The sequence below is a fragment of the Stenotrophomonas sp. a6 genome (assembly GCF_030913325.1).
Lineage (GTDB): Bacteria > Pseudomonadota > Gammaproteobacteria > Xanthomonadales > Xanthomonadaceae > Stenotrophomonas > Stenotrophomonas maltophilia.
This window is the reverse complement of sequence record NZ_CP133161.1, coordinates 1,235,399-1,260,410: the sequence shown is the minus strand read 5'-3', so window position 1 is coordinate 1,260,410 and position 25,012 is coordinate 1,235,399. Positions and strand designations below refer to the sequence as shown.

At 66.8% G+C, this 25,012-nt stretch carries 27 protein-coding genes; 17 read left to right on the top strand and 10 right to left on the bottom strand.

The genetic code is table 11. The annotated features are described in order from the left end of the window. Positions 1-93 precede the first annotated feature (93 nt). Positions 94-819, top strand: a complete 726-nt coding sequence (locus Q9Q79_RS05885; protein ID WP_076738843.1) for an enolase — start codon at positions 94-96, stop codon at positions 817-819. A 72-nt stretch (positions 820-891) separates the two neighbouring features. Here Q9Q79_RS05885 and Q9Q79_RS05880 read toward each other — a convergent pair whose 3' ends face one another. After that, a complete protein-coding gene (locus tag Q9Q79_RS05880) occupies positions 892-1,338 on the bottom strand; it encodes a copper chaperone PCu(A)C (RefSeq protein ID WP_012479450.1) in 447 nt (148 codons plus the stop codon). A 34-nt stretch (positions 1,339-1,372) separates the two neighbouring features. Here Q9Q79_RS05880 and Q9Q79_RS05875 point away from each other — a divergent pair, with 34 nt between their 5' ends. The 4 genes from Q9Q79_RS05875 (at position 1,373) to Q9Q79_RS05860 (ending at position 5,142) form a co-directional block, all read left to right on the top strand. Then, the gene (locus tag Q9Q79_RS05875) at positions 1,373-2,149 is read left to right on the top strand and encodes an enoyl-CoA hydratase/isomerase family protein (RefSeq protein WP_012479449.1); all 777 of its coding nucleotides are present in this window, start codon (positions 1,373-1,375) and stop codon (positions 2,147-2,149) included. A 141-nt stretch (positions 2,150-2,290) separates the two neighbouring features. Then, positions 2,291-3,199, top strand: coding sequence for an acyl-CoA thioesterase II (tesB, locus tag Q9Q79_RS05870; RefSeq protein ID WP_005412623.1), 909 nt, complete (start codon positions 2,291-2,293; stop codon positions 3,197-3,199). A 4-nt stretch (positions 3,200-3,203) separates the two neighbouring features. After that, positions 3,204-3,716: a hypothetical protein gene (locus Q9Q79_RS05865; protein WP_012479448.1), complete on the top strand. Its 513-nt coding sequence runs from the start codon at positions 3,204-3,206 to the stop codon at positions 3,714-3,716. 208 nt (positions 3,717-3,924) lie between these two features. After that, complete coding sequence (locus Q9Q79_RS05860) at positions 3,925-5,142, top strand: sigma-70 family RNA polymerase sigma factor (protein ID WP_049395529.1); 1,218 nt, start codon at positions 3,925-3,927, stop codon at positions 5,140-5,142. Between the two features lie 51 nt (positions 5,143-5,193). On the opposite strand, the gene Q9Q79_RS05855 is transcribed toward Q9Q79_RS05860, so the two are convergent. Further along, entirely contained in the window at positions 5,194-5,754 is a 561-nt protein-coding gene (locus Q9Q79_RS05855; protein ID WP_005412620.1) for an EF-hand domain-containing protein, read from the bottom strand. 156 nt (positions 5,755-5,910) lie between these two features. Between Q9Q79_RS05855 and Q9Q79_RS05850 the strand changes: the two genes are divergently transcribed. Together Q9Q79_RS05850 and Q9Q79_RS05845 are read left to right on the top strand one after the other, a co-directional pair. Next, positions 5,911-6,666: an arginyltransferase gene (locus tag Q9Q79_RS05850; protein ID WP_005408547.1), complete on the top strand. Its 756-nt coding sequence runs from the start codon at positions 5,911-5,913 to the stop codon at positions 6,664-6,666. 38 nt (positions 6,667-6,704) lie between these two features. Next, entirely contained in the window at positions 6,705-7,919 is a 1,215-nt protein-coding gene (locus Q9Q79_RS05845) for an endonuclease/exonuclease/phosphatase family protein (RefSeq protein WP_201863652.1), read from the top strand. Between the two features lie 72 nt (positions 7,920-7,991). Here the strand turns inward: Q9Q79_RS05845 and purT are convergent, their stop codons facing one another. Continuing rightward, positions 7,992-9,179, bottom strand: coding sequence for a formate-dependent phosphoribosylglycinamide formyltransferase (gene purT, locus Q9Q79_RS05840; protein ID WP_087802922.1), 1,188 nt, complete (start codon positions 9,177-9,179; stop codon positions 7,992-7,994). Between the two features lie 137 nt (positions 9,180-9,316). On the opposite strand from purT, the gene Q9Q79_RS05835 reads away from it, so the two are divergent. The 5 genes from Q9Q79_RS05835 to Q9Q79_RS05815 are packed head-to-tail and all read left to right on the top strand — an operon-like array spanning position 9,317 to position 12,015. Next, positions 9,317-10,198 carry an SPFH domain-containing protein gene (locus tag Q9Q79_RS05835; RefSeq protein WP_005408544.1) on the top strand — a complete coding sequence of 294 codons (882 nt, stop codon included), beginning with the start codon at positions 9,317-9,319 and terminating at the stop codon, positions 10,196-10,198. 45 nt (positions 10,199-10,243) lie between these two features. Continuing rightward, positions 10,244-10,423: a hypothetical protein gene (locus Q9Q79_RS05830; RefSeq protein ID WP_005408543.1), complete on the top strand. Its 180-nt coding sequence runs from the start codon at positions 10,244-10,246 to the stop codon at positions 10,421-10,423. After that, positions 10,420-10,599 (top strand): DUF4177 domain-containing protein, encoded by a 180-nt coding sequence (locus tag Q9Q79_RS05825; RefSeq protein ID WP_005408542.1) that lies wholly within the window; start codon positions 10,420-10,422, stop codon positions 10,597-10,599. Before Q9Q79_RS05830 ends, Q9Q79_RS05825 begins: the two co-directional genes overlap by 4 nt. A gap of 3 nt (positions 10,600-10,602) precedes the next feature. Next, a complete protein-coding gene (locus tag Q9Q79_RS05820) occupies positions 10,603-11,196 on the top strand; it encodes a PH domain-containing protein (RefSeq protein ID WP_024956285.1) in 594 nt (197 codons plus the stop codon). 9 nt (positions 11,197-11,205) lie between these two features. Further along, on the top strand, positions 11,206-12,015 hold the full coding sequence (locus Q9Q79_RS05815) for a M15 family metallopeptidase (RefSeq protein WP_099530014.1): 810 nt from the start codon (positions 11,206-11,208) through the stop codon (positions 12,013-12,015). Positions 12,016-12,409: 394 nt separating this feature from the next. Here the strand turns inward: Q9Q79_RS05815 and Q9Q79_RS05810 are convergent, their stop codons facing one another. The 4 genes from Q9Q79_RS05810 to Q9Q79_RS05795 form a co-directional block, all read right to left on the bottom strand. Beyond that, on the bottom strand, positions 12,410-12,781 hold the full coding sequence (locus tag Q9Q79_RS05810) for a DUF423 domain-containing protein (protein WP_005412612.1): 372 nt from the start codon (positions 12,779-12,781) through the stop codon (positions 12,410-12,412). 104 nt (positions 12,782-12,885) lie between these two features. After that, the gene (locus Q9Q79_RS05805) at positions 12,886-13,959 is read right to left on the bottom strand and encodes an SRPBCC family protein (RefSeq protein ID WP_005408538.1); all 1,074 of its coding nucleotides are present in this window, start codon (positions 13,957-13,959) and stop codon (positions 12,886-12,888) included. Between the two features lie 234 nt (positions 13,960-14,193). After that, the gene (locus Q9Q79_RS05800; RefSeq protein ID WP_005408537.1) at positions 14,194-14,835 is read right to left on the bottom strand and encodes a response regulator transcription factor; all 642 of its coding nucleotides are present in this window, start codon (positions 14,833-14,835) and stop codon (positions 14,194-14,196) included. Next, on the bottom strand, positions 14,835-16,031 hold the full coding sequence (locus Q9Q79_RS05795; protein WP_005408536.1) for a sensor histidine kinase: 1,197 nt from the start codon (positions 16,029-16,031) through the stop codon (positions 14,835-14,837). The genes Q9Q79_RS05800 and Q9Q79_RS05795 overlap by 1 nt, the downstream gene beginning before the upstream one ends. 150 nt (positions 16,032-16,181) lie before the next feature. Here Q9Q79_RS05795 and Q9Q79_RS05790 point away from each other — a divergent pair, with 150 nt between their 5' ends. From Q9Q79_RS05790 to Q9Q79_RS05770, 5 genes are read left to right on the top strand one after another with little or no spacing between them, the layout of a single operon-like run. Continuing rightward, complete coding sequence (locus Q9Q79_RS05790) at positions 16,182-16,778, top strand: GNAT family N-acetyltransferase (protein ID WP_005408535.1); 597 nt, start codon at positions 16,182-16,184, stop codon at positions 16,776-16,778. Beyond that, positions 16,724-17,569 (top strand): septum site-determining protein MinC, encoded by an 846-nt coding sequence (gene minC, locus Q9Q79_RS05785; protein ID WP_043034132.1) that lies wholly within the window; start codon positions 16,724-16,726, stop codon positions 17,567-17,569. The genes Q9Q79_RS05790 and minC overlap by 55 nt, the downstream gene beginning before the upstream one ends. Positions 17,570-17,606: 37 nt before the next feature. After that, positions 17,607-18,416: a septum site-determining protein MinD gene (minD, locus tag Q9Q79_RS05780; RefSeq protein ID WP_005408533.1), complete on the top strand. Its 810-nt coding sequence runs from the start codon at positions 17,607-17,609 to the stop codon at positions 18,414-18,416. Positions 18,417-18,418: 2 nt separating this feature from the next. After that, positions 18,419-18,679, top strand: coding sequence for a cell division topological specificity factor MinE (gene minE / locus Q9Q79_RS05775; protein ID WP_005408532.1), 261 nt, complete (start codon positions 18,419-18,421; stop codon positions 18,677-18,679). A 46-nt stretch (positions 18,680-18,725) separates the two neighbouring features. Next, complete coding sequence (locus Q9Q79_RS05770) at positions 18,726-19,205, top strand: hypothetical protein (RefSeq protein ID WP_005412610.1); 480 nt, start codon at positions 18,726-18,728, stop codon at positions 19,203-19,205. Between the two features lie 71 nt (positions 19,206-19,276). On the opposite strand, the gene Q9Q79_RS05765 is transcribed toward Q9Q79_RS05770, so the two are convergent. The 3 genes from Q9Q79_RS05765 to Q9Q79_RS05755 all read right to left on the bottom strand — a co-directional run bounded on the left by Q9Q79_RS05765 (position 19,277) and on the right by Q9Q79_RS05755 (position 24,917). Beyond that, positions 19,277-20,506, bottom strand: a complete 1,230-nt coding sequence (locus Q9Q79_RS05765; protein WP_012479439.1) for a DUF819 family protein — start codon at positions 20,504-20,506, stop codon at positions 19,277-19,279. A gap of 141 nt (positions 20,507-20,647) precedes the next feature. Next, complete coding sequence (locus Q9Q79_RS05760) at positions 20,648-22,726, bottom strand: S9 family peptidase (RefSeq protein ID WP_043034135.1); 2,079 nt, start codon at positions 22,724-22,726, stop codon at positions 20,648-20,650. Between the two features lie 226 nt (positions 22,727-22,952). After that, entirely contained in the window at positions 22,953-24,917 is a 1,965-nt protein-coding gene (locus Q9Q79_RS05755; RefSeq protein WP_005408528.1) for an oligopeptide transporter, OPT family, read from the bottom strand. Positions 24,918-25,012 lie beyond the last annotated feature (95 nt).

Genomic DNA, 25,012 nt, shown 5'->3' with positions numbered 1-25,012 from the left:
CCCTGGTGGGTGCCGACCTTGGTCGGCACGCATTGGCTGCAATGAGGTTGCCGGCCAGCGGCCGGCACGACCGACACTGATCAAAGGACTGACATGATCCACAAGACCGAACTGCGCGACCTGCTGCCCGGCATGGTCCCCTTCCCCACCGACGTCTTTCCCGCCGACCAGGCCTGGCTCGGCCAGCACCTGCTGCCGCTGCTGAAGATCGACCTGGGCGTGCTGCGCCCGGAACTGGCTGGCCAGGTGGCAACGATGCTGTGCCCGATCGAGCCGTACGACGGCTGCATCGGCGAGACCACCGAAGAACACCACAACGATTTCACCGGCACCAACTGGATCGCCTTCGAACTGACCGCCGGCAACCAGATGCGCTTCCTCGGCAACGAGGGCTATTTCATCGGCGATGCGGTACAGGACAAGGACGCACAGGAACACATCGCGCAGATGCGCGAGAGCTACGCCAAGGCCCGCGACTACCATGCCACGCACGGCCGTCTCGCCTGCTACTCGCGCTACGGCAAGGGTGAGGCCAGCGAGCGCGATTATCTGGATACGCTGGGTGGCCCCATTGGTTTCGGCAACTGGACCGAGACCGCGGAGATTCCCGCAGCCTTCGAACTGGGCTTCACCGAGGCGGCCGATGACCCCAATGCTGCGGACGATGCCGAAACGGTGATCATCACCCGCGATGGCAACAAATTCTTCGCCGTGGCCGACGTAGCCGGCTACAACTGGTGCGCCACCGGTGCCGACGCGATCGTGATGCTGTACGAGCCGGTCAGCCGCACGGTGCTGTTCTCTTACGACTGGTCGTAAGCCTGTTTGGTAGTGCCGGCCGCTGGCCGGCATTGCCCGTGCTGCCGGCCAGCGGCCGGCACTACCCGACCGTCATTTCGCAGCCTTGCGCACGGTCAGCGTCGCGCTCGCTTCACCCCCCCCTTCCAGCTGCAGCCGCAGCGGCAGCACCTGCCCTTCCTTCAGCGCGCCCTTGCCCTGCATCAGCATCAGGTGCAGGCCGCCGGGCTTGAGCTCGGCACGCGCGCCGGCTGCCAGCGGCAGGCGCTCGATCGCGCGCATCCGGCTGACCCCGTCGACAATCGTGGTCTCGTGCAGCGACACATCACCGAAGCTGCTGCTGGTCGCGCCGGTGATCGCCACCGCCATACTGCAGCGATTGTGGATGACGCCGTAGCCGGCGGTCATCGGCATTGCCGGATTCGGAGGCAACCGCGCCCAGCCCTGCTCCACCGTGACGCACGCCGGTTCGGCGGCCGAGGCCGATGCTGCGGTCGCACACAGGACCCACAGTACGCCAACGAATGGTTTGGTTATCATCGCCCAGGTTCCTTCTTCGCAACGAGACCGCAGCATGACGACGCTCATCGAGGTGATCAACCATGGCCCCATCCGCGAACTGCGCCTGGCACGGCCGCCGGTCAACGCACTGGACACCGAACTGTGCCGGCAGTTGATCCATGCCATCGAGCTGGCCATGGCCGAAGACGCGCATGGCATCGTGCTGTCGGGCAGCGAGCGCGTCTTCACCGGCGGCATGGACGTGCCGCACCTGCTCTCGCATGGCGATGACAAGCACAAGTTGTTGGACACCTGGAACGCCTTCTTTGGCGCCGTGCGCACGTTGGCCGAGAGCCGCATTCCGGTGGTCGCGGCGATCACCGGCCACGCCCCGGCGGGTGGCTGCGTGCTGGCCCTGTGCTGCGACTACCGGGTGATGGCGCGCAGCGCCGATCCGTCGCGGCCGTATGCCATCGGCCTGAACGAGGTGCAGGTCGGCCTGATTGCGCCGGAGGGCATCCAGCGCCTGCTGCGCCGTGCGGTGGGCGTGCACCGCGCCGGTGTGCTGCTGACCACCGGTTCGCTGGTGCCGGCCGAACAGGCGCTGCAGATCGGCCTGGTGGATGAGCTGGCCGAGGGAGACCTGGTGGTGGCACGCGCCATCGCTTGGCTGCAGAACCTGCTCAAGCAGCCGCGCCAGCCGATGCTGCTGACCCGCGCGATTGCCCGTGCCGACCTGCATGAGGCGCTGCACCCGGACCTGATCCAGCTGGACCGCTTCGTCGAGGCCTGGTTCGCCCCGGACGCACAGAACGCCCTGCAGGCACTGGTAGCCCGGCTGGGCAAGTAAACGGTAGTGCCGGCCGCTGGCCGGCAACCAGGCAATCCTTCCGGGACGCCTGTGGCTGCCGGCCAGCGGCCGGCACTACCGATGATGGGCTGGCCTGCACCGGTATAATCGGGGCCTCTTCACTGCTGTGGCCGCCCCCCCTTGAACGACACGCCCGAACCCGTCGTCTCCGAGCTGATCGACCTGCTCACGCTGGAGCGTCTGGAGGACAACCTGTTCCGCGGGCAGAGCCGCGACATCGGCACCAAGTACGTGTTCGGCGGGCAAGTGCTGGGCCAGGCGCTGGCCGCAGCGCAGGCCACGGTCGACAATGGCCGCCACGTGCACTCACTGCACGCCTATTTCCTGCGCGCCGGCAACATCGACCACCCGATCGTCTACGACGTGGACCGTACCCGCGACGGCGGCAGCTTCTCGGTGCGCCGGGTCACCGCGATCCAGCACGGCAAGGTGATCTTCTTCTGCGCGGCCTCGTTCCAGCAGGCCGAGACCGGCGCCGAGCACCAGCACAAGATGCCCGAAGTGCCACAGCCGGAAGACATCGAGCCGAATCGTCCGCTGCCGGCGGAAGTGCTCGAACGCCTGCCGATCAAGGTGCAGCGCTGGCTGTCGCGCGGTGGCCCGTTCGAGTTCCGCCACGTGTACCCGCGCGACGAACTGAACCCACCCAAGCGCCCGCCCTACCACCAGGTGTGGCTGCGCCTGAGCGAACCGGTGGGCGATGCGCCGGAGCTGCACCAGGCGCTGCTGGCTTACGCCTCCGACTTCCACCTGCTGGGCACGGCGACCTTCCCGCACGGTATCAGCTACTACCACCCGCACGTGCAGATGGCCTCGCTCGACCACGCGATCTGGTTCCACCGCCCGTTCCGCGCCGACGACTGGCTGCTGTATTCGCTGGACAGCCCCAGCGCGCAGGATTCGCGCGGCCTGGCCCGCGGCCAGTTCTTCACCCGCAATGGCGTGCTGGTGGCCAGCACCGCGCAGGAAGGCCTGATCCGCGTCGTTCCCGACCAGGCCGCGGCCGCTGCCGTGCCAGCCAAGGAGTAACCCCATGCGCCAGATCTTCAGCAGCCAGCGCGTGGAAACCGTCGAAGGCGTGGCCGAGCTCCTGCGCGAGCATGGCATCGACGTCAAGGTGACCAACGGGCGCTCGTACAAGACCCGCCGCCGCGGTCAGTTCAGCTATACCGACCTGGGCAACGCCAACGCCTATCCGGCGGTGTGGATCGTACGCGCCGACGACCAGCCGCGCGCGCGTGAAATCCTGCGCGAGGCGCGCCTGCTCGACACCACCCGTCGCGACCACCCGACCGCCGAGTTCGCCTTCCGCGACGCGCCGGAACCGGGCAGCGGCGGCCGCAGCTGGGCCTGGCGCATCCGCATCGCCCTGCTGGTGGTGATCGCCGGCGTGGCGTTGGTGATCGGCCTGCGCCATCGCGGTGCCCCGGCACCGGTCGCACCGGCCCCTGCGCCGCAGGCCCAGCCGCAGCAGGTACAGCCGGCACCGCAGGCCGCGCCGGAAGAGGAAGAAGAAGTCCGGGTCCGCATCCAGCCCTCAAAATGACGCACGGGTAGTGCCGGCCGCCGTCCGGCAGCCACAAAAAGGGGACGGAGGGGATTAAGTCGTTTGAGGCACAAACGACTTAATCCCCTCCGTCCCCTTTTTTGTCATGAGGATGGCGGCCAGCGGCCGGCACTACCGCACAGAAAGTCGGTCACATTGGGCGCGCGGCTCCGTCATGGGACACAATCCCAGCAGGAGAGCCGCCGCCATGACGACGTTCGCCGCATCGATCGACCAGACCCTGGAACGCGAACTGCCGGCCGCCGCCAGCGGTTGCCAGCACGCCTATGGCCGCATCGTGCTGGCTTGCCAGAACACGGTCACCGCCATCGCGCTGGCCATCACCCGCGACCGCCAGGCCAGCGAGGACATCGCCCAGGAAGCCTTCGTCAAGGGCTGGCAGCAGCTGCACCAGCTGCGCAGTTCGACCAGCTTCCTGCCCTGGCTTCGGCAGATCACCCGCAACCTGGCCCGCGATTGGCTGCGTGCACAACGTGGCCGGCCGCTGACCGGCGAGGCCGCCGAGGTGGCGATGGGCATGGCCGCCGACCCTTCACCGGGCGCGGCCGACCGCCTGCAGCGGGTGGAAGAAGAGATCGCCGCCGAGGACATCATTTCAGCGTTGCCGGCCGACAGCCGCGAAGTCCTGCTGCTGTACTACCGCGAAGGGCAGCGCTCGCAACAGGTCGCCGATCTGCTCGGGCTCAGCGATGCGGCCGTGCGCAAGCGCCTGTCACGTGCACGTGCCCTGGTGCGCGACGGCCTGCTGCAGCGCTTCGGTGAGTTCGCGCGCAGCAGCGCGCCGAGCGCCGCATTCGCCACGGCGGTGGCTTCGATGGTACTGGTGGCCGCGCCCGGCACCGCCAGCGCCGCGATCCTGCTCGGCACCGGCGTCGGCGTGGGCGGCAGCAAGCTGGGCCTGGGCGGCGTCAGTGCCGCAGGCGGGGCTGCCATGGGTTCACTGACGGCCGCCGCCAGCCAGCTGCACCTGATTCCCGCCAGCGACTGGGCCACCGTTGCCGGTGGCGTCGTCGGCGGCATCATCGGCAGCTATCTGGGTGGCCGCTTCCTGCTGCGCTTCGCAGACACCCAGCAGGAACGAACAGCAGTGCGGCGCTTCGTGCACCTCAATACGTTCACCGCGATGGTCGTCTGCACCAGCCTGCTGATCTCGCAGATGCTGCAGGTGCCAATCTGGCTGCAACTTGCGATTCTCGTCATCGGCCTGGGTACGGTGAACTACCAGTGCCTGGTGCCGCTGCAGCGCGTGATGGCACCCATGATCGCGCGCGATTCAGCGCGGCGCGGCCGCAGCGGAACCAACTGGAAATATGAATCCGTGTACGGGCGCACCGGCATCATCGGGGCGAACGTATTCGTGATCGGCCTGGTGGTATATGCGCTGATGCGCAACGGAAACGTGTAACGGACAACGCCGGCAGTACGCCGGCGTTGTCATCAATCACTGCATTGAACCTCAGCGCTGCGGCTTCGGCGCAGCGCCATCACGCGGACCGCCATGGCGCGGGCCACCGTGCATCGGGCCCTTGGCAGCGTCGAACTCGGCCTTGCTCAGCTGGCCATCCTTGTTGGTGTCGGCGGCAGCGAACCAGGCATCACGATGCTGCTTCATGCGCAGCTCGCGGTCGGCCTTGTCCAGGTAGCCGTCCTTGTTCAGATCAAGCTGGTCGAAGCGCGCGGCCAGGCGCGGATCGGCCTTGGCTTCCTCGCGGCTGATGCGGCCGTCCTTGTTGACGTCCAGCTTGGCCCAGCGCTCACCGCCGTGGCCACGTCGCCCATGCTGCCAGCGCGGCAGCTCATCGCGCGAGAGCTTGCCGTCCTTGTTCTTGTCCAGCTCGTCGAACTTCGCGGCCAGGCGCGGGTTGGCGGCCGCCTCGCTGCGGTCGATGACGCCGTCGCCGTTGGTGTCCAGCCTGGCCGGGCGCGGCGCGGGCGTGGTCGGGGTGTCAGCGGCCAGCGCGATACCGGAAGCGGAGGTGCCCAGCAGCAGGGCCAGCAGCAGGGGGGTACGGATCATGAGGTCACTCCTGGGGATGGGAACAGCGTCGGGGTGATCACTTCACCCTCGGGGGACAACAACGCCCGGGCGCGACGTCGGTTGACGCTACTGCCGATTCCATTCATCCGCCGGACAGTCGCCGCCACTGCGACAACCTGGGGCTATGCTGTGCCCATGGCGATACATGGCGACAGAGACGACGAACTGCGACTTTTCCAGACCGGCGAGCACCCCTGCGGGTACTGGTCGGACCGGGTGGCACGCGACCTGGTGCTGGACCCGAACGACCGCCGCCTCGGTGCGCTCTATCCGCTGGCACTGAGCTGGGGCTTCCGCCGCAGCGGCGACCTGGTCTACCGGCCGCATTGCGCGCACTGCCAGGCCTGCGTCGCAGTGCGGATCCCGGTGGCACGCTTCGCTCCGGACCGCAGCCAACGCCGCTGCGCCGCCCGCAATGCCGACCTGGAGGTGCGGATCACCGCCGCCACCGCCCGCGACGACCTGTTCGCGCTGTATCACCGCTACCTCACCCACCGCCACGCCAACGGCGGCATGGACGACCATGGACCGCACGAGTTCGAGCAGTTCCTGATCGGCAGCTGGTCGCACACCCGCTTCATGGAAATGCGCCTGCCCGGCCACGACGGCCAGCCCAGCCAGCTGCTGGGGGTGGCGGTGACCGACGTCACCGAGCACGGGCTGTCGGCGGTCTACACCTTCTTCGACCCGGACCATGCCGCGCGCGGGCTGGGCACCTTCGCGATCCTGCAACAGATCGAATGGGCGCGCCGCGAGGGGCTGCCGCACGTGTATCTGGGCTACTGGATCCGCGGCCACCAGAAGATGGACTACAAGCGTCGCTTCCATCCGCTGGAAGCCTACGATGGCCGCCGCTGGCACGATTTCGACAATGATCTGGACGGGCGCTGACAAACCGCTGACACCGGGCCGGGTGCACAATACGGCCCATGAACATGACCCGCCGCCATCCCCTGATCCTCGCCCTGGCCCTGCTCTGCGGCGCCACCGCCCCTGCCTTCGCCACGTCCCCCGCGATGACCGAAAAGCCGTCCGCAGCGCTGCGCCTGGCCACCTACAACACTTCGCTGTACTCCGACGACGCCGGTGGCCTGATCAAGGAACTGGAAGGCGACAGCGAGCACGCGCGCAAGATCGCCGCAGTGCTGCAGCAGGTGCGCCCGGACCTGGTGCTGCTGAACGAATTCGATTTCGACGACGCCCATCGCGCCGCCGACCTGTTCCAGAAGCGCTACCTGGAAGTGGCCCAGCCTGGCGGCGGCAAGCCGCTGCACTTCGCCTACCGTTACCTGGCGCCGGTCAACACCGGCGTGCCCAGCGGCCTGGACCTGGACAACAACGGCGTGGTCGGCGGCGAAGGCCGCAGCCGTGGCAATGACGCGTGGGGCTACGGCCTGCACCCGGGCCAGTACGGCATGCTGTTACTGTCGCGCTACCCGATCGATGAAGCCAAGGTGCGCAGCTTCCAGCTGCTGAAGTGGAGCGCGATGCCCGGTGCGATCCGCCCGGTCGATCCGCGTACCGGCCAGAGCTTCTACAACGACCACGTGTGGTCGCAGCTGCGCCTGTCGTCGAAGTCGCATTGGGACGTGCCGGTGAAGACCCCGGCCGGCGTGGTGCATGCGCTGGTCTCGCATCCGACCCCGCCGGTGTTCGACGGTCCGGAGAAGCGCAACGCGGCGCGCAACCACGACGAACTGCGCCTGTGGCAGGGATACCTGTCCAAGGGTGACAAGCCGTGGCTGTGCGACGACAAGGGCCAGTGCGGCGGCCTGGCGCAGGACGCGCGCTTCGTGATCCTCGGCGACCTCAACAATGACCCGGTCGATGGCGATGGCCGCCATGAGGCGATCGTCGAACTGATCGAGAACGCCCGCGTGCTGCGCTACCCGACCCCGCGCAGCGTCGGCGGCGAGCAGACCAGCCTGGCCTATGCGGCCAAGGGCATCGAGCGCAAGGGCGCACCGTTCCACGCCACCGGCGACTTCGGCCCGAAGTCCGGCACCATGCGCCTGGACTATGTGCTGCCCTCGACCGGTTTCGAATACGTGGGCAGCGGTATCTTCTGGCCGGCCAATGAAAGCCCGGAAGCGAAGATCGCCGACGGCAGCGACCACCACCTGGTGTGGGTGGACGTGCGGTAGAGCAGCGTACCGACCAACGGTCGGTACCCACCGGGTTTCGGTAGGCGACGACCGTTGGTCGTCGCTCCTTTTTTACGGGCGCAGCTCGACGCCGATGGCGTCGGCGGCATCACGCGCGATGGCTCGCGCTTCGTCGATGCTTTCCGCGCGCGCCAGGGTCACACCCACGCGGCGATGGCCGTGCACACTCGGCTTGCCGAACAGGCGCACGGCGGTGTCCGGCACCTGCAGTGCGGCGGCGACGTTGTTGAAGTACGGCACGCCTTCGCCATGCGCCAGCAGCGCGCACGATGCCGACGGGCCGCTCTGGCGGATCACCGGGATCGGCAGGCCGAGGATGGCGCGCGCGTGCAGCGCGAACTCGCTCAGTTCCTGCGATACCAGCGTCACCAGGCCGGTGTCGTGCGGGCGCGGCGACACTTCGCTGAACCACACCTCGTCGCCCTTCACGAACAGCTCCACACCGAACAGGCCCCAGCCGCCGAGGTCGTCGGTGATCGCGCGCGAAATCTCTTCGGCACGCGCCAGTGCCGCGCTCGACATCGGCTGCGGCTGCCAGCTTTCGCGGTAATCACCATCTTTCTGCAGATGGCCGATCGGCGCGCAGAACGAGGTGCCGCCGGCATGGCGCACGGTCAGCAGGGTGATCTCGTAATCGAAATCGATGAAGCCTTCGACGATGCAGCGGCCGGCACCGGCACGGCCACCGGTCTGCGCGTACTCCCACGCCGGGGCGATGTCCGCCTCGCTGCGCAGGGTGCTCTGGCCCTTGCCCGAGGACGACATCACCGGCTTGACCACGCACGGCAGGCCGATGGCGGCCACGGCAGCACGGTATTCGGCCTCGGTATCGACGAAGCGGTACGGCGAGGTCGGCAGGCCCAGGGTCTCGGCGGCCAGGCGGCGGATGCCTTCGCGGTCCATGGTCAGGCGCGCAGCGCGCGCGGTCGGGATCACCCGCAGGCCCTGTTCCTGTTCCAGCTGGACCAGGGTTTCGGTGTGGATGGCCTCGATCTCCGGCACCACCAGGTGCGGCTGCTCCTGGGCGATCAGCGCACGCAGGGCCATCGCGTCGAGCATGTCGATCACGTGCGAACGGTGCGCGACCTGCATGGCCGGCGCATCGGCATAGCGATCGGCGGCGATCACCTCCACGCCCAGCCGCTGCAGCTCGATGGCCACCTCCTTGCCGAGTTCGCCCGAGCCCAGCAGCAGCACGCGGGTGGCGGAGGGGGACAACGGAGTTCCAAGCTTGGCCATGGCGGTTCCAGCAGCGATGTGAAGGCGGGTGGGCATTCTAGCTGGCCGACCGCCCCGGCCACGGCATCCGACGAACGGTAGCCGACAAGTGATATCACTTTGATATCTTAATTCCGAACCCTCAAGGACGTACCGCCATGAAAGAGAAGTCGCTGTCTTCCCTCAACGGCCTCGGCACGCTGGCCGGCGCCCTGCTCGTCGCCCTCGCTGGCGCCGCCCTGTTCGTACTGGGAGTGGCAGCCAAGGCCAGTGCCGGCTCGCCCAACCTGTTGCTGATGCTGCTGGGCGCCCTGCTGGTGGCGCTGGGCGTGTTCATCCTGGCAGGCCTGTACACCATCCAGCCCAACCAGGCGGCCGTGCTGAGCCTGTTCGGCAAGTACGTGGGCACGGTCAAGGACAACGGCCTGCGCTGGAACAACCCCTTCTATGCCAAGCGCCGGGTCAGCCAGCGCGTGCGCAACTTCGAGAGCGGCAAGCTGAAGGTCAACGAGCTGGACGGCAGCCCCATCGAGATCGCCGCAGTGATCGTCTGGCAGGTGGTCGACGCCTCCGAAGCGGTCTACAACGTGGACGACTACGAGAGCTTCGTGCACATCCAGTCCGAATCCGCGCTGCGCGCGATGGCCACCAGCTATCCCTACGACCAGCACGAGGATGGCCAGCTGGCCCTGCGCAGCCACGCCAGCGAGATCTCCCAGCACCTGAAGAACGAGCTGGCCGAGCGTCTGGCCGACGCCGGCGTGCAGGTGATCGACGCACGCATCAGCCACCTGGCCTACGCCGCTGAAATTGCCCAGGCCATGCTGCAGCGTCAGCAGGCCAACGCGGTGATCGCCGCTCGCACGCGCATCGTGGCCGGTGCAGTCGGCATGGTCGAAATGGCCCTGGCCGAACTGCAGAAGAACGGCGTGGTTGAACTGGACGAGGAACGCAAGGCGCACATGGTCAGCAACCTGCTGACCGTGCTGTGCTCGGACCGCGGCACCCAACCGATCGTCAACGCCGGTTCGCTTTACTGAGCCATCCTCGCAACGGGGTGCCCCACCGCCCCGCCAGGAGTTTTCATGAGTGAGAAGAAAGCCTATCCGCTGCGCATCAATGCCGAGGTCCTGGCCGCGGCACAGCGCTGGGCTGACGACGAGCTGCGCAGCCTCAACGCGCAGATCGAATACGTACTGCGCGACGCCCTGCGCAAGGCAGGACGCCTGCCGAAACCCACGCCATCGCCGGAGGACAAGGAATGAGCAAGCGCTGGAGCTACCAGACCATCGAGGTCAAGACGTCCATGATGGGTGTACTCAAGCCCGAGGACGTGCAGGCCGAACTCAGCCGCCAGGGCCAACTGGGCTGGGAACTGGTCAACATCATCATCCCGGCGCCGATGCGCCCGGCGATGCTGGTGTTCAAGAAGGAGGCCTGAACCATGGGCGGCAGCGACCCGAAACCCTTTGACGTGGCCGAGAGCTCGCCGCTGCGCGTGCTCTGGATCGTGCTGCCGCTGCTGGCTGCCTTCGTGGCCTGCCTGTATGCGCAGCTGTACAAGGCACCGGCGAGCGCACCCTGGATCGAAGTAACGCTGTCGCCGCCCTGGTTCCGGATGGGCGGCAGTGCGGCATGGAGCCTGCTGGTGATTGCCCTGCTGGGCATTGGACTGGGCACGGCCTTCTTCCGCCGCCGGGTGGAACTGGCCGGCGATGTGCTGGACGTGCGTTCAACGATGTACCGGCGGCGGGTGCCGGTGGCGCAGTTGCGGCTGGACCAGGCCGAGGTGGTCGACCTGCAGCGTGACCGCCGCTACGGCATCCGTGTCAAAACCAATGGCTATTCAATGCCGGGCTTCTACTCGGGCCACTTTCGCCTGCAGGGAGGCGGCAAGGGCTTCGCCCTGGTCACCGACCGTGCGCGTGTGCTCGCCCTGCCGGTCAGTGATGGCAGCACGCTGCTGCTCAGTGTGGACCGGCCGCAGGCGCTGCTCGATGCGCTGCGCAAGGTGGCCGCGTCGGCGCCACGGCAGTAAGCTGCGGCGATGCAACGACGCGCCCCCCTGCTGATCAATACCGAGGCCATCGAATTGTGGCCCGCCGACTTGCTGCGCGCGCGCAGCAACCTAGACTCACGCCTGCTGTCACAGGCGCAGTGGGTGCTGCGGCGCAAGCGTGATGGCCGCTATCTGGCGGTGGTACTGGCGCAGGGTGTGCACGCCATGGTGCCGCGCCTGCCGCGCGAACCCGGGGTCGAGGAAGCATTGGCACTGCTGGATGCCGCAGCTGCACGGCCCTTCGGCGCCGGACTGGAAGATCAGTGGCTGCCGCTGGCCGGGTTGCAGCAGCGCCTGCAGCAGCTTGGCCTGGATGCACAGCGCTATGCCGACGACAGCGGCCTGCCGCTGGAATCCGAGCCGTGCCTGCTGCACTTCGCCGGTCGCGACCGCTTTGCACGCCCATTGTGGCTGCGCCGTGGCGCCGCGCAGGGCTGGCGGCGGATGCGACTGCACGCGGCACAGGATGGAATTGCGCTGGACGCCATCTCCGGCTTCCGCAGCCATGCCTACCAGTTGGGCATCTTCGAACGGAAGCTGGCGCGCGGCTTGAGCGTGGCCGAGATCCTGAAGGTGAATGCCGCACCGGGTTTCAGCGAACACCACAGCGGCCACGCGCTGGACATCGGCACACCGGGCGACGCCCCGGCCGAAGAATCATTCGAAACCACTGACGCGTTCGCGTGGCTGCAGGCGCATGCCGGCGGGCACGGCTTCCATCTGAGCTACCCGCGCGACAACCCGCACGGCATCGTCTACGAACCGTGGCATTGGTGCTGGAGACCGGCCAACGGCTGAGCCCCTCGTGGCGGCCGCAGGGCGAAATTCATGGAGCTGTCCGGGCGGATTCCGCGCGCGCCCTCCACGAGATGGAACAAGAAGGCAAAGACAGAAGCCGGTCGCTTCGCTCGAAGCCTCTATAAGGGATCAGCGCGCGGCTGTTGGGTCCGCCTTCAAGCGAGCCGAGCACCGCAGGTCCGGCGAGGGCGAAGAGGTGCGGGTGTCTGAGCGCAGCGAGTTCCCGCACCGCCCCTCGACGGGCCGAGGAGCGCAGGGGACCGGTGCACAGCACCGGCTCGCGGCCGGCGGCGCGTTTCTTTTGGTTACTTTTCTTTTCGCGCGAAAAGAAAAGTAACGCCCATGGACGGTGCAGATCGCATCAGCATGGATCGAAGAAACAACCTCGACTCAGTCACCGCCTCAACGCATTGATCGCCAGCAACACCCATCCGGCCATCATGCTGGTGCCCCCGATCGGCGCCATCCGCGTCGGCCACTGCCACAACGCACCACCCACCAGGCTGCCAGAAAACAGCAACACGCCCAGCAGCAGCACGTACAGCGCCAGGTGCGCGATCGCCCCCTGCGCACGCGGGCCAAGCGCCACCAGCACCGCGCCATGCGCGAACGCATACAGTGCCGCCATGTTCAGGTGCTGCTGTGCCAGCGGGTCGGCCACAGCGTGCGATGCGTAGGCGGACAGGCCGATCGAGGCCGCCGCCAGCAGCGCACCAAGACAGGCCAGCAGGGAAGGCTTACGTGCGCGACGTTCCAGGTTGAACATGGGGGCTCCTTGCACAGCGCCCTTTCCGGGCGCCAGATGAAAAAAAAACGCGCCGCAATGAGCGGCGCGTTTTCGTGTCCAACACTACATGGGTCAGCCGAGGCTTACTTGACGGCCCAGTAAATGTCGTAGGTACCTTCCGGGGTGAACGACTTGTCGATGCCATCCTTCCAGGTTTCGTACGGACGGTCGATCACTTCGTTGCCGGAGGTCACAGCCCAGGCGCGCAGGCCGTTGCGGGCAACGTCCAGACCCGCCATGTGGCCGGTGTAGGCCGCATGTGCCGAGCGGTGCGGAGCCACGTGCACATACTTCACCGGAGCGCCACCGTCGATCTTGACGGTCAGGGCTTCAGCGGTGGCACCTTCAGCACCCTTCTTCTTCACCGGCTGGGCGATGTCGAAGGCGTACTTCTCCTGGCCGAAGTCGGTGGTGATGATGCGGAACGGACCGGCGGCTTCAAGGCCATTGGCCTCCATCACGCGCTTGATCCACTCCTGGTTGTCCTTGATGGACTTGGTGATCGTGTCCTGACCGCGGTCCACGTTACCGGCGTTGACGACCAGCAGATCCTCAGCCGGCACATCGACGATGGCCAGATCGGTCAGCGGGGCTTCCGGCGTGCGGTAGTCGACGTTCGGGACGGTGGCCAGCATGTTGGCCATGCGCGACAGGCCCATCTTGATGTCGTCGCCGATCTGGCGGCTGACATACAGGCCTGCATAACGGCCGAACAGGTCGAAGCCGTACTTCACCGAGTAGTCCTGGGTGATCTTCACGTTGCGGCCACCCTTGCCGGTCGGCTCCAGGGTGAAGGTGGTGACCTTGTCGTGACCCTTGGTGGCGTCTTCGATGGCGATCGCAACGCGCTTGTTCTCTTCGGCGTCGGTGATCTTCCAGGAGCCGGTGCCCAGGTCCTTGGAGGTGAAGTCCAGGGTGGCACCCTTGCCGGAGGCCGGGCCGGACAGCTTCAGTTCAACGGCGGGATCGCGCAGTACCAGCGGGTTCCAGTCCTTGAAGCGGCGCAGGCTGCTGACCGTGTCGTACACGATCGTCATCTTGCGGTTGGTCTCGATGCTTTCGGTGATGTGACGCTCGCCCGGCAGACATACGCCAATGATGACGAACAGGCCAGCCACGATCCCCAAGGCGATCAGGAACTCGATAATACGGGTCATTCAGAGAGTCTCCGGGGCCGATCCCACGGCCGGGTTGATTGAAGCGAAGCGCCAATCCTAGCAGGCTTCGCGGGCATTGTTTATCGGGATTGGCGCACCGGTTTCCCTGCCGGCTGCGTATTTGTATGGACAAAGAATTCGAAGGGTAACGCATACCGCTGCCCGGCAAGTAGGGGGGCACCTTGGCCGGAACCCCCTGCCACCACCCAAGTCTTTGTACCGAAACGATTTTCCTCAGACCAGCTGGAGTTCGAACGCCTTCAGTACCGCGCGCGTACGGTCGCGCACACCCAGCTTGGAGAGGATGTTGGACACGTGGTTCTTGATGGTGCCCTCGGCCACGCCCAGCGAGTTGGCGATCTCCTTGTTGGAGAAGCCGCTGGCCATCAGCCGCAGGATCTCGGTCTCGCGGTCGGTCAGCGGGTCCGGGCGGTCCAGGCTGACGAACTCGTTGCGCATGTGCTCCAGGCCCGACAACAGGCGCTGGGTCACCGCCGGCTGTACCAGCGAACCACCCTCGGCCACGGTACGGATGGCACCGACCAGCTGTGCCAGGGTCACATCCTTGAGCAGGTAACCCTTGGCACCGGCCTTGAGGCCAGCCAGCACCAGCTGATCGTCATCGAAGGTGGTGAGGATGATGGTCGGCGGCAGCTGTTCCTGCCGCGACAGCACCTGCAGCGCTTCCAGTCCGGACATCACCGGCATGCGCATGTCCATCAGGACCACGTCGGGGCGCACCTGCGGGATCAGCTCGACCGCCTGCCGGCCATCGCCGGCCTCGGCCACCACCTCGATGCCATCGTCGAGCGCCAGCAGGGAGCGGATTCCCTGCCGCACCAGGGTTTGGTCATCGACCAGGCAGACGCGAATCATCAACGTACTCCTTCAGGAACCTTGGTAAGGGCGGCCACCAGCACCGTTGCCGGCACCGTTGCCCGCAGGCGGAAGCCTTCACCGGGACGGGTCTCGATCTGCAGCTGGCCACCACATTGTTGCAGGCGCTCGCGCATGCCGCGCAAGCCATTGCCCACATTGACCATGTCCGCGCCGACACCGTCGTCGCGGGCCTCCACCACCACCCGGTCCGGGGCTTCACGGTACACCTTGATCCACAGGTGGCGCGCACCGGCGTGGCGCACGGCGTTGGTGATGATCTCCTGCGTGCAGCGCAGCAGGACGTGGGCCCGCTGGGGATCTTCCACGTTCAGCGGATCCTCGATCTCCAGCTGGATGTCCAGCGAGGGCACGTTCTCGGTCAGCGGGCGCAGCGCCGCGGCCAGGTCGATCGCGCCGGTCTCGCGCAGCTGGCTGACCACCTCGCGCACGTTGCCCAGCAGCAGTTTGGCCAAGGTGTGGGAGCGCTTCACGTGCTCCAGCGCCTGCCCTTCGGCCAGGTGCCCGGCCACTTCCAGGTTCAGGGTCAGCGCGGTCAGCTGGTGGCCCAGCAGGTCATGCAGCTCGCGCGAGATGCGGGTGCGCTCATTGACGCGGGCACTCTCGGCAAGCAAGGCGCGGGTGGCACGCAGCTCTGAATTGAGCCGGCGCTGTTCGTCGCGCGCCTCGGTCTGCTGCCGGGCAACCAGGCTGGTCACGAAGATGAACATGGAAAAGCCGCCGTACAGCAGCGACTGCATCACCGCTTCGAACAACGGGAAGCGCAGCAGCAAGTAGTAGACCGGGGCCACCGCCAGTTGGCTGACCAGCAGCCACAGCACGCCCAGCCGCACCGACAGCATCCACGGGATGACCCCGGCGGCCACCATCATCAGGATGCTGCCCAGGCCCGAGCCGCTGAGGAAGCTGACGCCCAGCGCCGAAATCGTCAGCAACAGCAGCAGGCCGCGGTCCAGCCAGCTGGTGGGGCTGTCGCTGCGCAGGATGCGGGTCAGCCAGTAATAGGAGGTGCCGAAGGACAGGTAGGCGACGAACAGCAGGACCGCCCAGCCGCCCATGTCACCGCGGCTGTGCAGGTTCTCGAACTGCGAGTACGCCAGGGGCAGACCGACCATGACCCAGGTGAACAGGCCGGCCAGGCGAAGGACGCGGGTATGGCTGAGGACTCCCAACATGCCAGCACTCTACGGGCCCGGCCTGCACACCGCACCCCACGGAAGTCATGCCTGCCCGGTCGCCTGTTCATGCCGCAGCCCACCCCGGGCATGCAATAATCGTGCGCAGGGTCCCTTGATGGACCAACCGCGTTACCCCACGGAGTCACAATGTCGATTGTCATCCGCGACGTGCGCGAGCACGAGCTCGATTCCGTCCTGGCTTTGAACAACAACGCTGGCCTGGCCATCCTTCCCCTGGATGCGGCCCGCCTGCGCCTGTTCTATGAAACCGCTGAGTATTTCCGCGTCGCCGAGCGCGACGGCAACCTGGCCGGCTTCCTGATCGGCTTCGGCAGCGACAGCCAGCACGACAGCAGCAACTTCGCCTGGTTCAAGCAGCAGCTGGACACCCCCTTCTTCTACATCGACCGCATTGTGGTCGCCAGCCGCCGCCGCGGCGGTGGCGTCGGCCGTGCGTTCTATGCCGACGCGCAGAGCTTTGCCGAGCTGCGCTACCCGCAGATGACCTGCGAAGTCTTCCTCGACCACGGCGCCGATGCCGCCCTGCTCTTCCACGGCAGCTTCGGCTTCCGCGAGCTGGGCCAGAACACCATGGCCCAGGTCGATGTGCGTGCCAGCATGCTGGCCAAGGAACTGTGCAGCTACCCGTGGGTCCAGGAGACCTACGGCGGCAAGCTGCCGGATGTGGCATGGACACGCGCCCGGCAGCTGCCGGCGCAGGCACAGCGGCCGACGGGGACCTGAGCGTGGCGGTGAATTTCGATTACGAACAGGCCGGTGAACTGAAGATCGGCCAGGTGGGCATCGCCAACCTTCGCATCCGTACCCTTGATGTCGAACGCCTCGTGCAGGAAATGCGCGAGCGCGTGACCCGTGCGCCGAAGCTGTTCGGCCGCGCGGCGGTGATCCTCGATTTCGGCGGCCTGAGCCAGGTTCCGGACGTGGCCACCGCACAGGCGCTGGTCGATGGCCTGCGCAGCGCTGGCGTGCTGCCGGTGGCGCTGGCCTATGGCACCAGCGCGGTCGACCTGCTCTCGCAGCAGCTCGGCCTGCCGCTGCTGGCCAAGTTCCGCGCCCAGTACGAACGTGCCGAGGCCGAAGCGGCTCCGCCGCCGCCCGCGCCGGAACCGCGCCGCGCCGCGCGCGCCGAACCGAAGCCAGCCCCGGCCGCACCGGTAGCCAAGATCGCAGATGCAGCCGCGCCGCAGCCGGGCCGCATGCAGCTGGGCAACGTGCGTTCGGGCCAGCAGCTGTACGCGGAGAACTGCGACCTGACCGTGATGGCCACCGTCGGCGCCGGCGCCGAGGTCATCGCCGATGGCAGCATCCATATCTACGGCACCCTGCGCGGCCGCGCGCTGGCAGGGGCCCAGGGCAACACTGCGGCACGCATCTTCTGCCGTGATTTCCATGCGGAACTGGTGGCCATTGCAGGCCACTACAAGGTACTGGACGATGTTCCGGACAACCTGCGCGGCAAGGCCGTGCAGGTGTGGCTGGAACAGGACCAGATCAAGATCGCTGCGCTGGACTGACGCAGCCCCAAACTAATGCAGAACCAGGAGAAGTCCTTTGGCTGAAATCATCGTAGTCACCTCCGGCAAGGGCGGCGTGGGCAAGACCACTTCCAGCGCGAGCCTGGCCTGTGGCCTGGCGCGGCGCGGCAAGAAGGTGGCGGTGATCGACTTCGACGTCGGCCTGCGCAACCTCGACCTGATCATGGGGTGCGAACGCCGCGTGGTGTACGACTTCGTCAACGTCGTGCATGGCGAAGCCACCCTCAAGCAGGCCCTGATCAAGGACAAGCGCTTCGACAACCTGTATGTGTTGGCCGCCTCGCAGACCCGCGACAAGGACGCACTGACCCAGGAAGGCGTGGGCAAGGTCCTGAAGGACCTGGCCGCCGATGGCTTCGATTACATCATCTGCGACTCGCCGGCCGGCATCGAGAAGGGAGCATTCCTGGCGATGTACTTCGCCGACCGCGCCGTGGTGGTGGTGAACCCGGAAGTGTCCTCGGTGCGCGACTCCGACCGCATCATCGGCCTGCTGGACTCGAAGACCCACAAGGCCGAATCCGGCCAGAACGTGCCTGCCTTCCTGCTGCTGACCCGCTACACCCCGCTGCGTGTGGAAACCGGCGAGATGCTCAGCATCGCCGACGTCGAGGAAGTGCTGGGGCTGAAGGCCATCGGCGTGATCCCCGAATCGGGCGACGTGCTCAATGCCTCCAACAAGGGCGAACCGGTGATCCTGGATGTCGAATCCGCTGCCGGCCAGGCGTATGACGACGCCGTCGCGCGCATCCTCGGCGAAGATCGCCCGATGCGCTTCACCAGCGTCGAGAAGAAGGGCTTCTTCAGCAAGCTGTTCGGAGGGTAAGCATGGGCCTGTTCGATTTCCTCAAAGCGAAGAAGACCACCGCCGAAACCGCAAAGAACCGCCTGCAGATCATCATCGCGCAGGAACGCAGCCACCGCGGTGGCCCGGACTACCTGCCGCTGCTGCAGCGCGAGCTGCTGGAAGTGATCAAGAAGTACGTGAACATCGACGTCGATGCGGTGAAGGTCGACCTGGTGAAGGATGGCCAGCACGATGTGCTGGACATCTCCGTGGCGCTGCCTGAAGGCCCGGACAAACCCTGATGCCCCGCCCCGCCCGTGCCTGCATGGGCGGGGCCGCGTGACCTGCATGACCGATACGACAACCGCCGTGGACATCACCTGCGTGGGCGACATCGCCTTCGCCGACGCGCAGTGCCTGCTCGCCGCGCATGGCCTTCGCCTGCACCACGTGGCCGCAGGCGAACCGATTCCCGGCAGCTACTGGGGCGAGCCCGAGGCGGGCATCATCGCCAGCAATGTCTATGTGCGCGATGACACCCCGGTGCATTCGATGCTGCATGAAGCCTGCCACCTGATCGTATTGCCGCCGGAGCGGCGCGCGCAGGTGCACACCGACGCCACCGATTCGGTGGCCGAGGAAGATGCCACCTGCTACCTGCAGATCGTGCTGGCCGGGCAGCTGCCCGGTGTTGGCAGTGCGCGGTTGATGGCCGACATGGATGCCTGGGGGTACACGTATCGGCTGGGGTCGACACAGGCGTGGTTCGAGCAGGACGCCGAAGACGCGAAGGCGTGGTTGATCGAACGCGGGTTGCCGGTGGCGTGATTCACCGGGAACCGGGGTCAGATCCCTTTTGCGTCGCAAAAGGGATCTGACCCCATCACCCCATCGCCGTATCAGCCCTGCCCGGCCAGCGCGCGCAGGGTGATGCCGACGATGTAAGCCAGGTAGGTGCCGGTGGCGTAGCCCATCGTGCCCAGCAGCACGCCCACCGGCGCCAGTGCCGGATGGAACGCCGCGGCCACCACCGGCGCCGAGGCCGGTCCACCGATGTTCGACTGCGAACCGATGGCGAAATAGAAGAACGGCACCTTCAGCAGCTTGCCCAGGCACCACAGCAGCACGATGTGCACGGCAATCCAGATCAGGCCGAGCAGGAACAGCCACGGGCGGTCCAGCAGCGCCACCAGATCCATCTGCATGCCGATGCAGGCGATCAGGAAGTACAGCAGCAGCGAGCCCAGGCGCGATGCGCCCGCGCCTTCCAGCGTGCGCGCACGGGTGAAGCTCAGGCTCAGGCCCAGCGTGGTCGACAGCACCACCACCCACACGAACGGCGCGTCCAGGCTGAACTGCGAGGCCCAGCTGACGTTGGCCTTGAACCATGCTGCGAGCGGCGCGCCGATGGCGTGCGAGAGGCCCACGCCGCCGAAGGCCACCGCCACGATCAGCATCAGGTCGGTGAGGCTGGGAATGCGCTCGTGTTCGGCCTGGAAGCGCGCGATGCGCTCCTTCAGTTCATCGATGGCCGAAGTATCGGCGCCACTGCGCGCGTCGATCTTCGCTGCCCGCCCCGCCAGGAAGATCAGTGCCGCCATCCACACGTAGCCGACACCGACATCGACCACCGCGAACTGGCCGAACGTGGTCGCATTGACGTCGAATACTTCGCGCATTGCCAGCATGTTGGCACCGCCACCGATCCAGCTGCCTGCCAATGCGGCCATGCCGGCCCAGGTGTCACCGGCCACGGTTTCCGGATGCAGCGCGCGCATCGCCAGGAACGCCACCACCGCACCGAGCATGATGCTGGCCGAGGCGCCCAGGTACATCAGCACCAGCTTCGGGCCCAGCCGCAGGATGCCCTTGATGTCCACCGCCAGGGTCAGCAGGATCAGCGCTGCCGGCAGCAGGATGTCGCGTGCGATCGGGTTGTAGAGCTTGGTGTTCTGCCCATCGATCAGGCCGACGGTGTTGTAGATGCCGGGAATCAGGTAGCACAGCAGCAGCGCCGGCACGAACGTGTAGAAGCGCTTCCACAGGCCCTGCTCGCGCGAGGCGGTCCAGAACACGGCGCCAAGGGTGGCGGCGATCAAACCGAAGACGACGATGTCGTTCTGGATCATGCAGGTGCTCTGGGTAGAGCCGGCCGCTGGCCGGCTGCTGTTGGCGGCGGATCATGAGGGTGTGCCGACCAACGGTCGGCCCCCACCGGTAAAGCAGATGGCGAAACAAAAGCGCCGCCCCGAAGGGCGGCGCTGCAGTCATCAGTTGCCGATGTGCTGCTTCAGCCAGGCATTGACGGTGTCATGCCACAGGATGCTGTTGTTCGGCTTCAGCACCCAGTGGTTTTCATCCGGGAAGTACAGGAACTTCGATTCGATGCCCTGACGCTGGGCAGCGGTGAACGCGGCCAGGCCCTGCTCGACCGGAATGCGGAAGTCCTGCTGGCCGTGGATGACCAGGATCGGCTTCTTCCAGTCCGCCACGTGGTTGACCGGGTTGAACTTCTCGTAGTTCGCGGCCTTCTGGTACGGCGTGCCGCCCTGCTCCCACTCGGTGAACCACAGCTCTTCGGTGGCGTAGCCCATCATGCGCTGGTCGAACACGCCGTCGTGGTTGACCAGGCACTTGAACGGGCTGTTCCAGTTGCCGGCGATCCAGTTGACCATGAAGCCGCCGTAGCTGGCGCCCAGCGCACAGGCCTTGTCACCGTTGAGGAAGGAGTACTTCTTCAGCGCCGCGTCCCAGCCCTTCTGCAGGTCTTCCAGCGGGCGGTCGCCCCAGTGCTGGCTGATCGCATCGGTGAAGGCCTGTCCGTAGCCTGTGGAACCGTGGAAGTCGATCATCACCACGGCGTAGCCCTGGCCCGCGTAGGTCTGCGGATTCCAACGGTAGCTCCAGCCATTGCCGAAGCTGCCCTGCGGGCCACCGTGGATCAGGAACGCGACCGGGTAGGACTTGCCTTCCTGGTAGTTGTGCGGCTTGACCACATAGCCATGCACGGTGTCGTTGTTCCAGCCCTTGAACTCGAACTGCTCGTAGTCGCCGAAGCTGACGTCCTTCAGCACCTCACCAGCGGCCGGGGTCAGCGCGCGCAGTTCGCCGATGGCCTCGCCCGCAGCCGGCAGCAGGCCGACCAGCACCTGGTCGTTGCTCTTCAGGCTGTTGCGGGTGATCGCCACGCTGTTGCCGGCCACATCCACCGAGGTCACGCTGCCGTCGCCGATCAGCTTGGTGGCCTTGCCGCTGGCCACGTCGATCTGGAACAGCGGGTGTTCGCCAAGGTCATCGGCCGTGGTGTAGATGCTGGCACCATCGGCGGACAGGGTGATGCCGCCCGCCGAGCGATCCCACTGCGGCGCAATTTCGCGGGTCTTGCCGCTGGCCAGGTCCATCGCCATCAGGCCGAAGCGGTCGGCCTCGAAGCCCGGGCGCTTCATCGCACGGTAGAACAGGGTCTTGCCGTCCGCACTGAACACAGGGCCGGCATCCCAGGCCGGGTTGGAGGCGGTCAGGTTGACCGGTGCCTGCTTGCCGGCGGCGTCGAAGCGGTACAGGTCGAAGTTGGTCGACCACGGCTCCTGCTTGCCGGCCACGCGGATGCTGGCCACCACGCTGGCGCCGTCCGGCGACCACGCGAAGTCATCATTGCCGCCGAACGGCTTGGACGGCGCATCACCATCGATGGTCGCGCTCAGCGCCGACGCGCCCTTGACCGCACCGGCCTTGGCCGTCGGCAGCGGAGCGACGAACAGGGTGTTGCGGCGACCGTCGTTCCAGGTGTCCCAGTGGCGCACGAACAGCGAATCCCACACCTGGCCGCTGGCCTTGGCGTCCTTCTTTTCCTTCAGTTTCTTCTCGGTGCAGGCCAGGTCCGAGGCACAGTCCTGGAACACGCCGGCGCTGAACAGCACGCGGTCGTCCTGCGGCGACACGTGGTAGCTGTCCACGTCGACCGGGAAATCGGTCAGCTGGCGCGGAGCACCGCCGCTGATCGGCTGCGCGTACAGCTGCTGGCTGCCGTTCCTGGCACTGAGGAAATACACGGTCTGGCCATCGGCCGACAGCGAAGCGGAATTGACGTTCCAGCCGGCCGGGGTGATCTGCTTCGGCGGCGCTGCATCGCGGGTGCGCAGGTTGCGCGCGAACAGCGCGGTGGAGGCCTTCAGGTTGGCATCGACGCTGCGCTTGGCGAACACCACGGTGCCACCGTCAGCGGTCAGCACCGGCGCGGAGACGCGGTCCATGGCCACCATGTCGCGGACTTCCAGGCCACGGGCAGCGGCGACGCTGGGCAGGGCGGCCAGCAGGCTCAGTGGCAGCAGGGCATGACGCAGTTTCATCGGGGTCTCCGCAGGACGGCAAAAACCCGATGGTAGGCCCGTGCGGCCGGGGCTGCCAAGGCCATCGGTCATGGCTGCAGACGGACAATCGCCAGAAACAGCAAACCCCGCCGAAGCGGGGTCTGCGGTAGTGCCGGCCGCTGGCCGGCAACCAGGGGTATCACGGGATTCCGGGATTGCCGGCCAGCGGCCGGCACTACCCGTTGAACCCAGGGGCAGAGCCCCCTTACGCCTTGGCGTACTTGCCGGTGCGGTAGATCAGCCAGCCGACCAGGAACAGCACGGCCAGGCCGATCCACTGCGCGCCCGGCAGGTGGAACGGCACGGCCAGCACGTCGGCGCGGCTGCTGACCACGATCGGAATCGCGATGGCGATGCCCATCAGCGCTTCGCCGGTGATCAGGCCGGCGGCGAACAGCACGCCCGGCTTGTGCACGCGGTCGCGGCCTTCTTCGTCATCGGCGCGCACCTTGTGGAAGCGCTCGACCAGGTGGGCGATCAGGCCGCCGAGGAAGATCGGCACCATCAGTTCCAGCGGCAGGTAGATGCCGATGGCGGCGGCCAGCACCGGCACGCGGAAGCGGGCGTTGCGCGCCTTCAGCCAGCTGTCGAAGGCGATGATGGCGGCACCGACCACGGCACCGATGCCGATGAAGGTCCACGGCAGTTCACCACCGAACAGGCCCTTGGCCACCGAGGCCATCAGGTTGGCCTGCGGTGCGGCCAGCGCGTTCGGGTGCAGCTCGGACTTCACGCCGATGCCGTAGGCGGTGGCCAGCAGGTTCAGCACCGGGGCCATGATCAGCGCACACGAGAAGGCACCGATGCCCAGCATCAGCTGCTGCTTCCACGGGGTGGCGCCGACGATGTAGCCGGCCTTGAGGTCCTGCAGGTTGTCACCACCAACCGCAGCGGCGCAGCACACCACCGCGCCGATCATGATGGCGGCCACGGCGCCCAGCGGCGCGCCGCCGGCACCGACCGGCTTCAGGCCGTCGGCGCCCAGCAGCACGACCAGCACGGCCGAGGCGAACAGGATGGTGGAGATGGTGATGCCCGACACCGGGTTGTTGGACGAACCGATCAGGCCGGCCAGGTAGGCCGAGACCGAAACGAACAGGAAGCCGGCGACGATCATGATGAGGGTCATCGGGATCGACACGTGCCACTGGCCGACGATGGCCTGGTACAGGGCCAGCAGCGGCAGCACGAAGACCACCAAGGCCACCAGCATCCACTTCATCGGCAGGTCGCGCTCGGTGTGCGCCAGCACCGGGCCACCGCTCTTGCGGGCGGCGGCAAAGCCGCTCTTGACGCCGTTGAGCAGCGACTTGCGCAGCGAGATCAGGGTCCAGATGCCACCGATCAGCATCGCGCCGACACCCAGGTAGCGCATCTTCGCGCCCCAGATGGCGAACGCCGCCTCGGTGGACGAAGCCGCGGCAACCGACGCGGCCAGTGCCGGATCGGTGTTCATGAAGAACGCCTGGTAGATCGGAATGGCGATGTGCCAGGTCAGGATCGAACCGGACACCACCACGATGCCGACGTTGAGGCCGACGATGTAGCCCACGCCCAGCAGTGCCGGCGACAGGTTGGTACCGATGAAGGCGGTGACCTTGGAGCTGCCGACGTAGGCCGAGGTGGCCCAGGCGTCCGGGATCAGGCGCATGCCGCTTTCCGCGGCCAGCTTGACGAAGGCACCGATCACCGCCGACAGGCCGAGGATCTTCAGGCCCGGGCCCGGATTCTCACCGGCCTTGAGCACTTCGGCCGCAGCCTTGCCTTCCGGGAACGGAAGCGGGTCTTCGACGATCATCGAACGACGCAGCGGCACCGAGAACAACACGCCCAGCAGGCCGCCGAGGCCGGCGATGCCCAGCACCCACCAGTACTTGAAGTCCGGCCAGTAGCCCATGATCACCAGCGCCGGGATGGTGAAGATCACACCGGCGGCGATCGACGAACCGGCCGAAGCGCCGGTCTGCACGATGTTGTTTTCAAGGATGGAGCCACCGCCCAGCAGGCGCAGCACGCCCATGGAAATCACCGCGGCGGGAATGGCGGTGGCGATGGTCAGGCCTGCGAACAGACCGAGGTAGGCGTTTGCGGCCGACAGCACCACCGCCAGCACGATGGCCAGGGCCACTGCGCGGAAGGTGAGCTGCTTGGGCGCAGCGTCGTGGTTCATGGAAGCCCCTGCTGGCAAAAAATCCCTTGCACGCTAGCGTTCAGGAGGCAGCAAGTCCAGTGCGGTTCGGGAGGGTTGCGGCCAGGTCGGCAGTG

Coding starts and splice junctions, on each gene's coding strand:
- Q9Q79_RS05875 (WP_012479449.1), top strand. CDS start 1,373: ATGACGACGCTCATCGAGGTGATCAACCATGGCCCCATCCGCGAACTG.
- Q9Q79_RS05805 (WP_005408538.1), bottom strand. CDS start 13,959: ATGACCCGTATTATCGAGTTCCTGATCGCCTTGGGGATCGTGGCTGGC.
- Q9Q79_RS05765 (WP_012479439.1), bottom strand. CDS start 20,506: ATGATCCAGAACGACATCGTCGTCTTCGGTTTGATCGCCGCCACCCTT.
- Q9Q79_RS05845 (WP_201863652.1), top strand. CDS start 6,705: ATGAACATGACCCGCCGCCATCCCCTGATCCTCGCCCTGGCCCTGCTC.
- Q9Q79_RS05835 (WP_005408544.1), top strand. CDS start 9,317: ATGAAAGAGAAGTCGCTGTCTTCCCTCAACGGCCTCGGCACGCTGGCC.
- purT (WP_087802922.1), bottom strand. CDS start 9,179: ATGGCCAAGCTTGGAACTCCGTTGTCCCCCTCCGCCACCCGCGTGCTG.
- Q9Q79_RS05860 (WP_049395529.1), top strand. CDS start 3,925: ATGACGACGTTCGCCGCATCGATCGACCAGACCCTGGAACGCGAACTG.
- Q9Q79_RS05815 (WP_099530014.1), top strand. CDS start 11,206: ATGCAACGACGCGCCCCCCTGCTGATCAATACCGAGGCCATCGAATTG.
- Q9Q79_RS05825 (WP_005408542.1), top strand. CDS start 10,420: ATGAGCAAGCGCTGGAGCTACCAGACCATCGAGGTCAAGACGTCCATG.
- Q9Q79_RS05820 (WP_024956285.1), top strand. CDS start 10,603: ATGGGCGGCAGCGACCCGAAACCCTTTGACGTGGCCGAGAGCTCGCCG.
- Q9Q79_RS05865 (WP_012479448.1), top strand. CDS start 3,204: ATGCGCCAGATCTTCAGCAGCCAGCGCGTGGAAACCGTCGAAGGCGTG.
- Q9Q79_RS05755 (WP_005408528.1), bottom strand. CDS start 24,917: ATGAACCACGACGCTGCGCCCAAGCAGCTCACCTTCCGCGCAGTGGCC.
- minE (WP_005408532.1), top strand. CDS start 18,419: ATGGGCCTGTTCGATTTCCTCAAAGCGAAGAAGACCACCGCCGAAACC.
- Q9Q79_RS05880 (WP_012479450.1), bottom strand. CDS start 1,338: ATGATAACCAAACCATTCGTTGGCGTACTGTGGGTCCTGTGTGCGACC.
- Q9Q79_RS05800 (WP_005408537.1), bottom strand. CDS start 14,835: ATGATTCGCGTCTGCCTGGTCGATGACCAAACCCTGGTGCGGCAGGGA.
- Q9Q79_RS05830 (WP_005408543.1), top strand. CDS start 10,244: ATGAGTGAGAAGAAAGCCTATCCGCTGCGCATCAATGCCGAGGTCCTG.
- Q9Q79_RS05855 (WP_005412620.1), bottom strand. CDS start 5,754: ATGATCCGTACCCCCCTGCTGCTGGCCCTGCTGCTGGGCACCTCCGCT.
- Q9Q79_RS05885 (WP_076738843.1), top strand. CDS start 94: ATGATCCACAAGACCGAACTGCGCGACCTGCTGCCCGGCATGGTCCCC.
- Q9Q79_RS05760 (WP_043034135.1), bottom strand. CDS start 22,726: ATGAAACTGCGTCATGCCCTGCTGCCACTGAGCCTGCTGGCCGCCCTG.
- Q9Q79_RS05790 (WP_005408535.1), top strand. CDS start 16,182: ATGTCGATTGTCATCCGCGACGTGCGCGAGCACGAGCTCGATTCCGTC.
- Q9Q79_RS05795 (WP_005408536.1), bottom strand. CDS start 16,031: ATGTTGGGAGTCCTCAGCCATACCCGCGTCCTTCGCCTGGCCGGCCTG.
- minC (WP_043034132.1), top strand. CDS start 16,724: ATGGACACGCGCCCGGCAGCTGCCGGCGCAGGCACAGCGGCCGACGGG.
- Q9Q79_RS05770 (WP_005412610.1), top strand. CDS start 18,726: ATGACCGATACGACAACCGCCGTGGACATCACCTGCGTGGGCGACATC.
- Q9Q79_RS05850 (WP_005408547.1), top strand. CDS start 5,911: ATGGCGATACATGGCGACAGAGACGACGAACTGCGACTTTTCCAGACC.
- Q9Q79_RS05810 (WP_005412612.1), bottom strand. CDS start 12,781: ATGTTCAACCTGGAACGTCGCGCACGTAAGCCTTCCCTGCTGGCCTGT.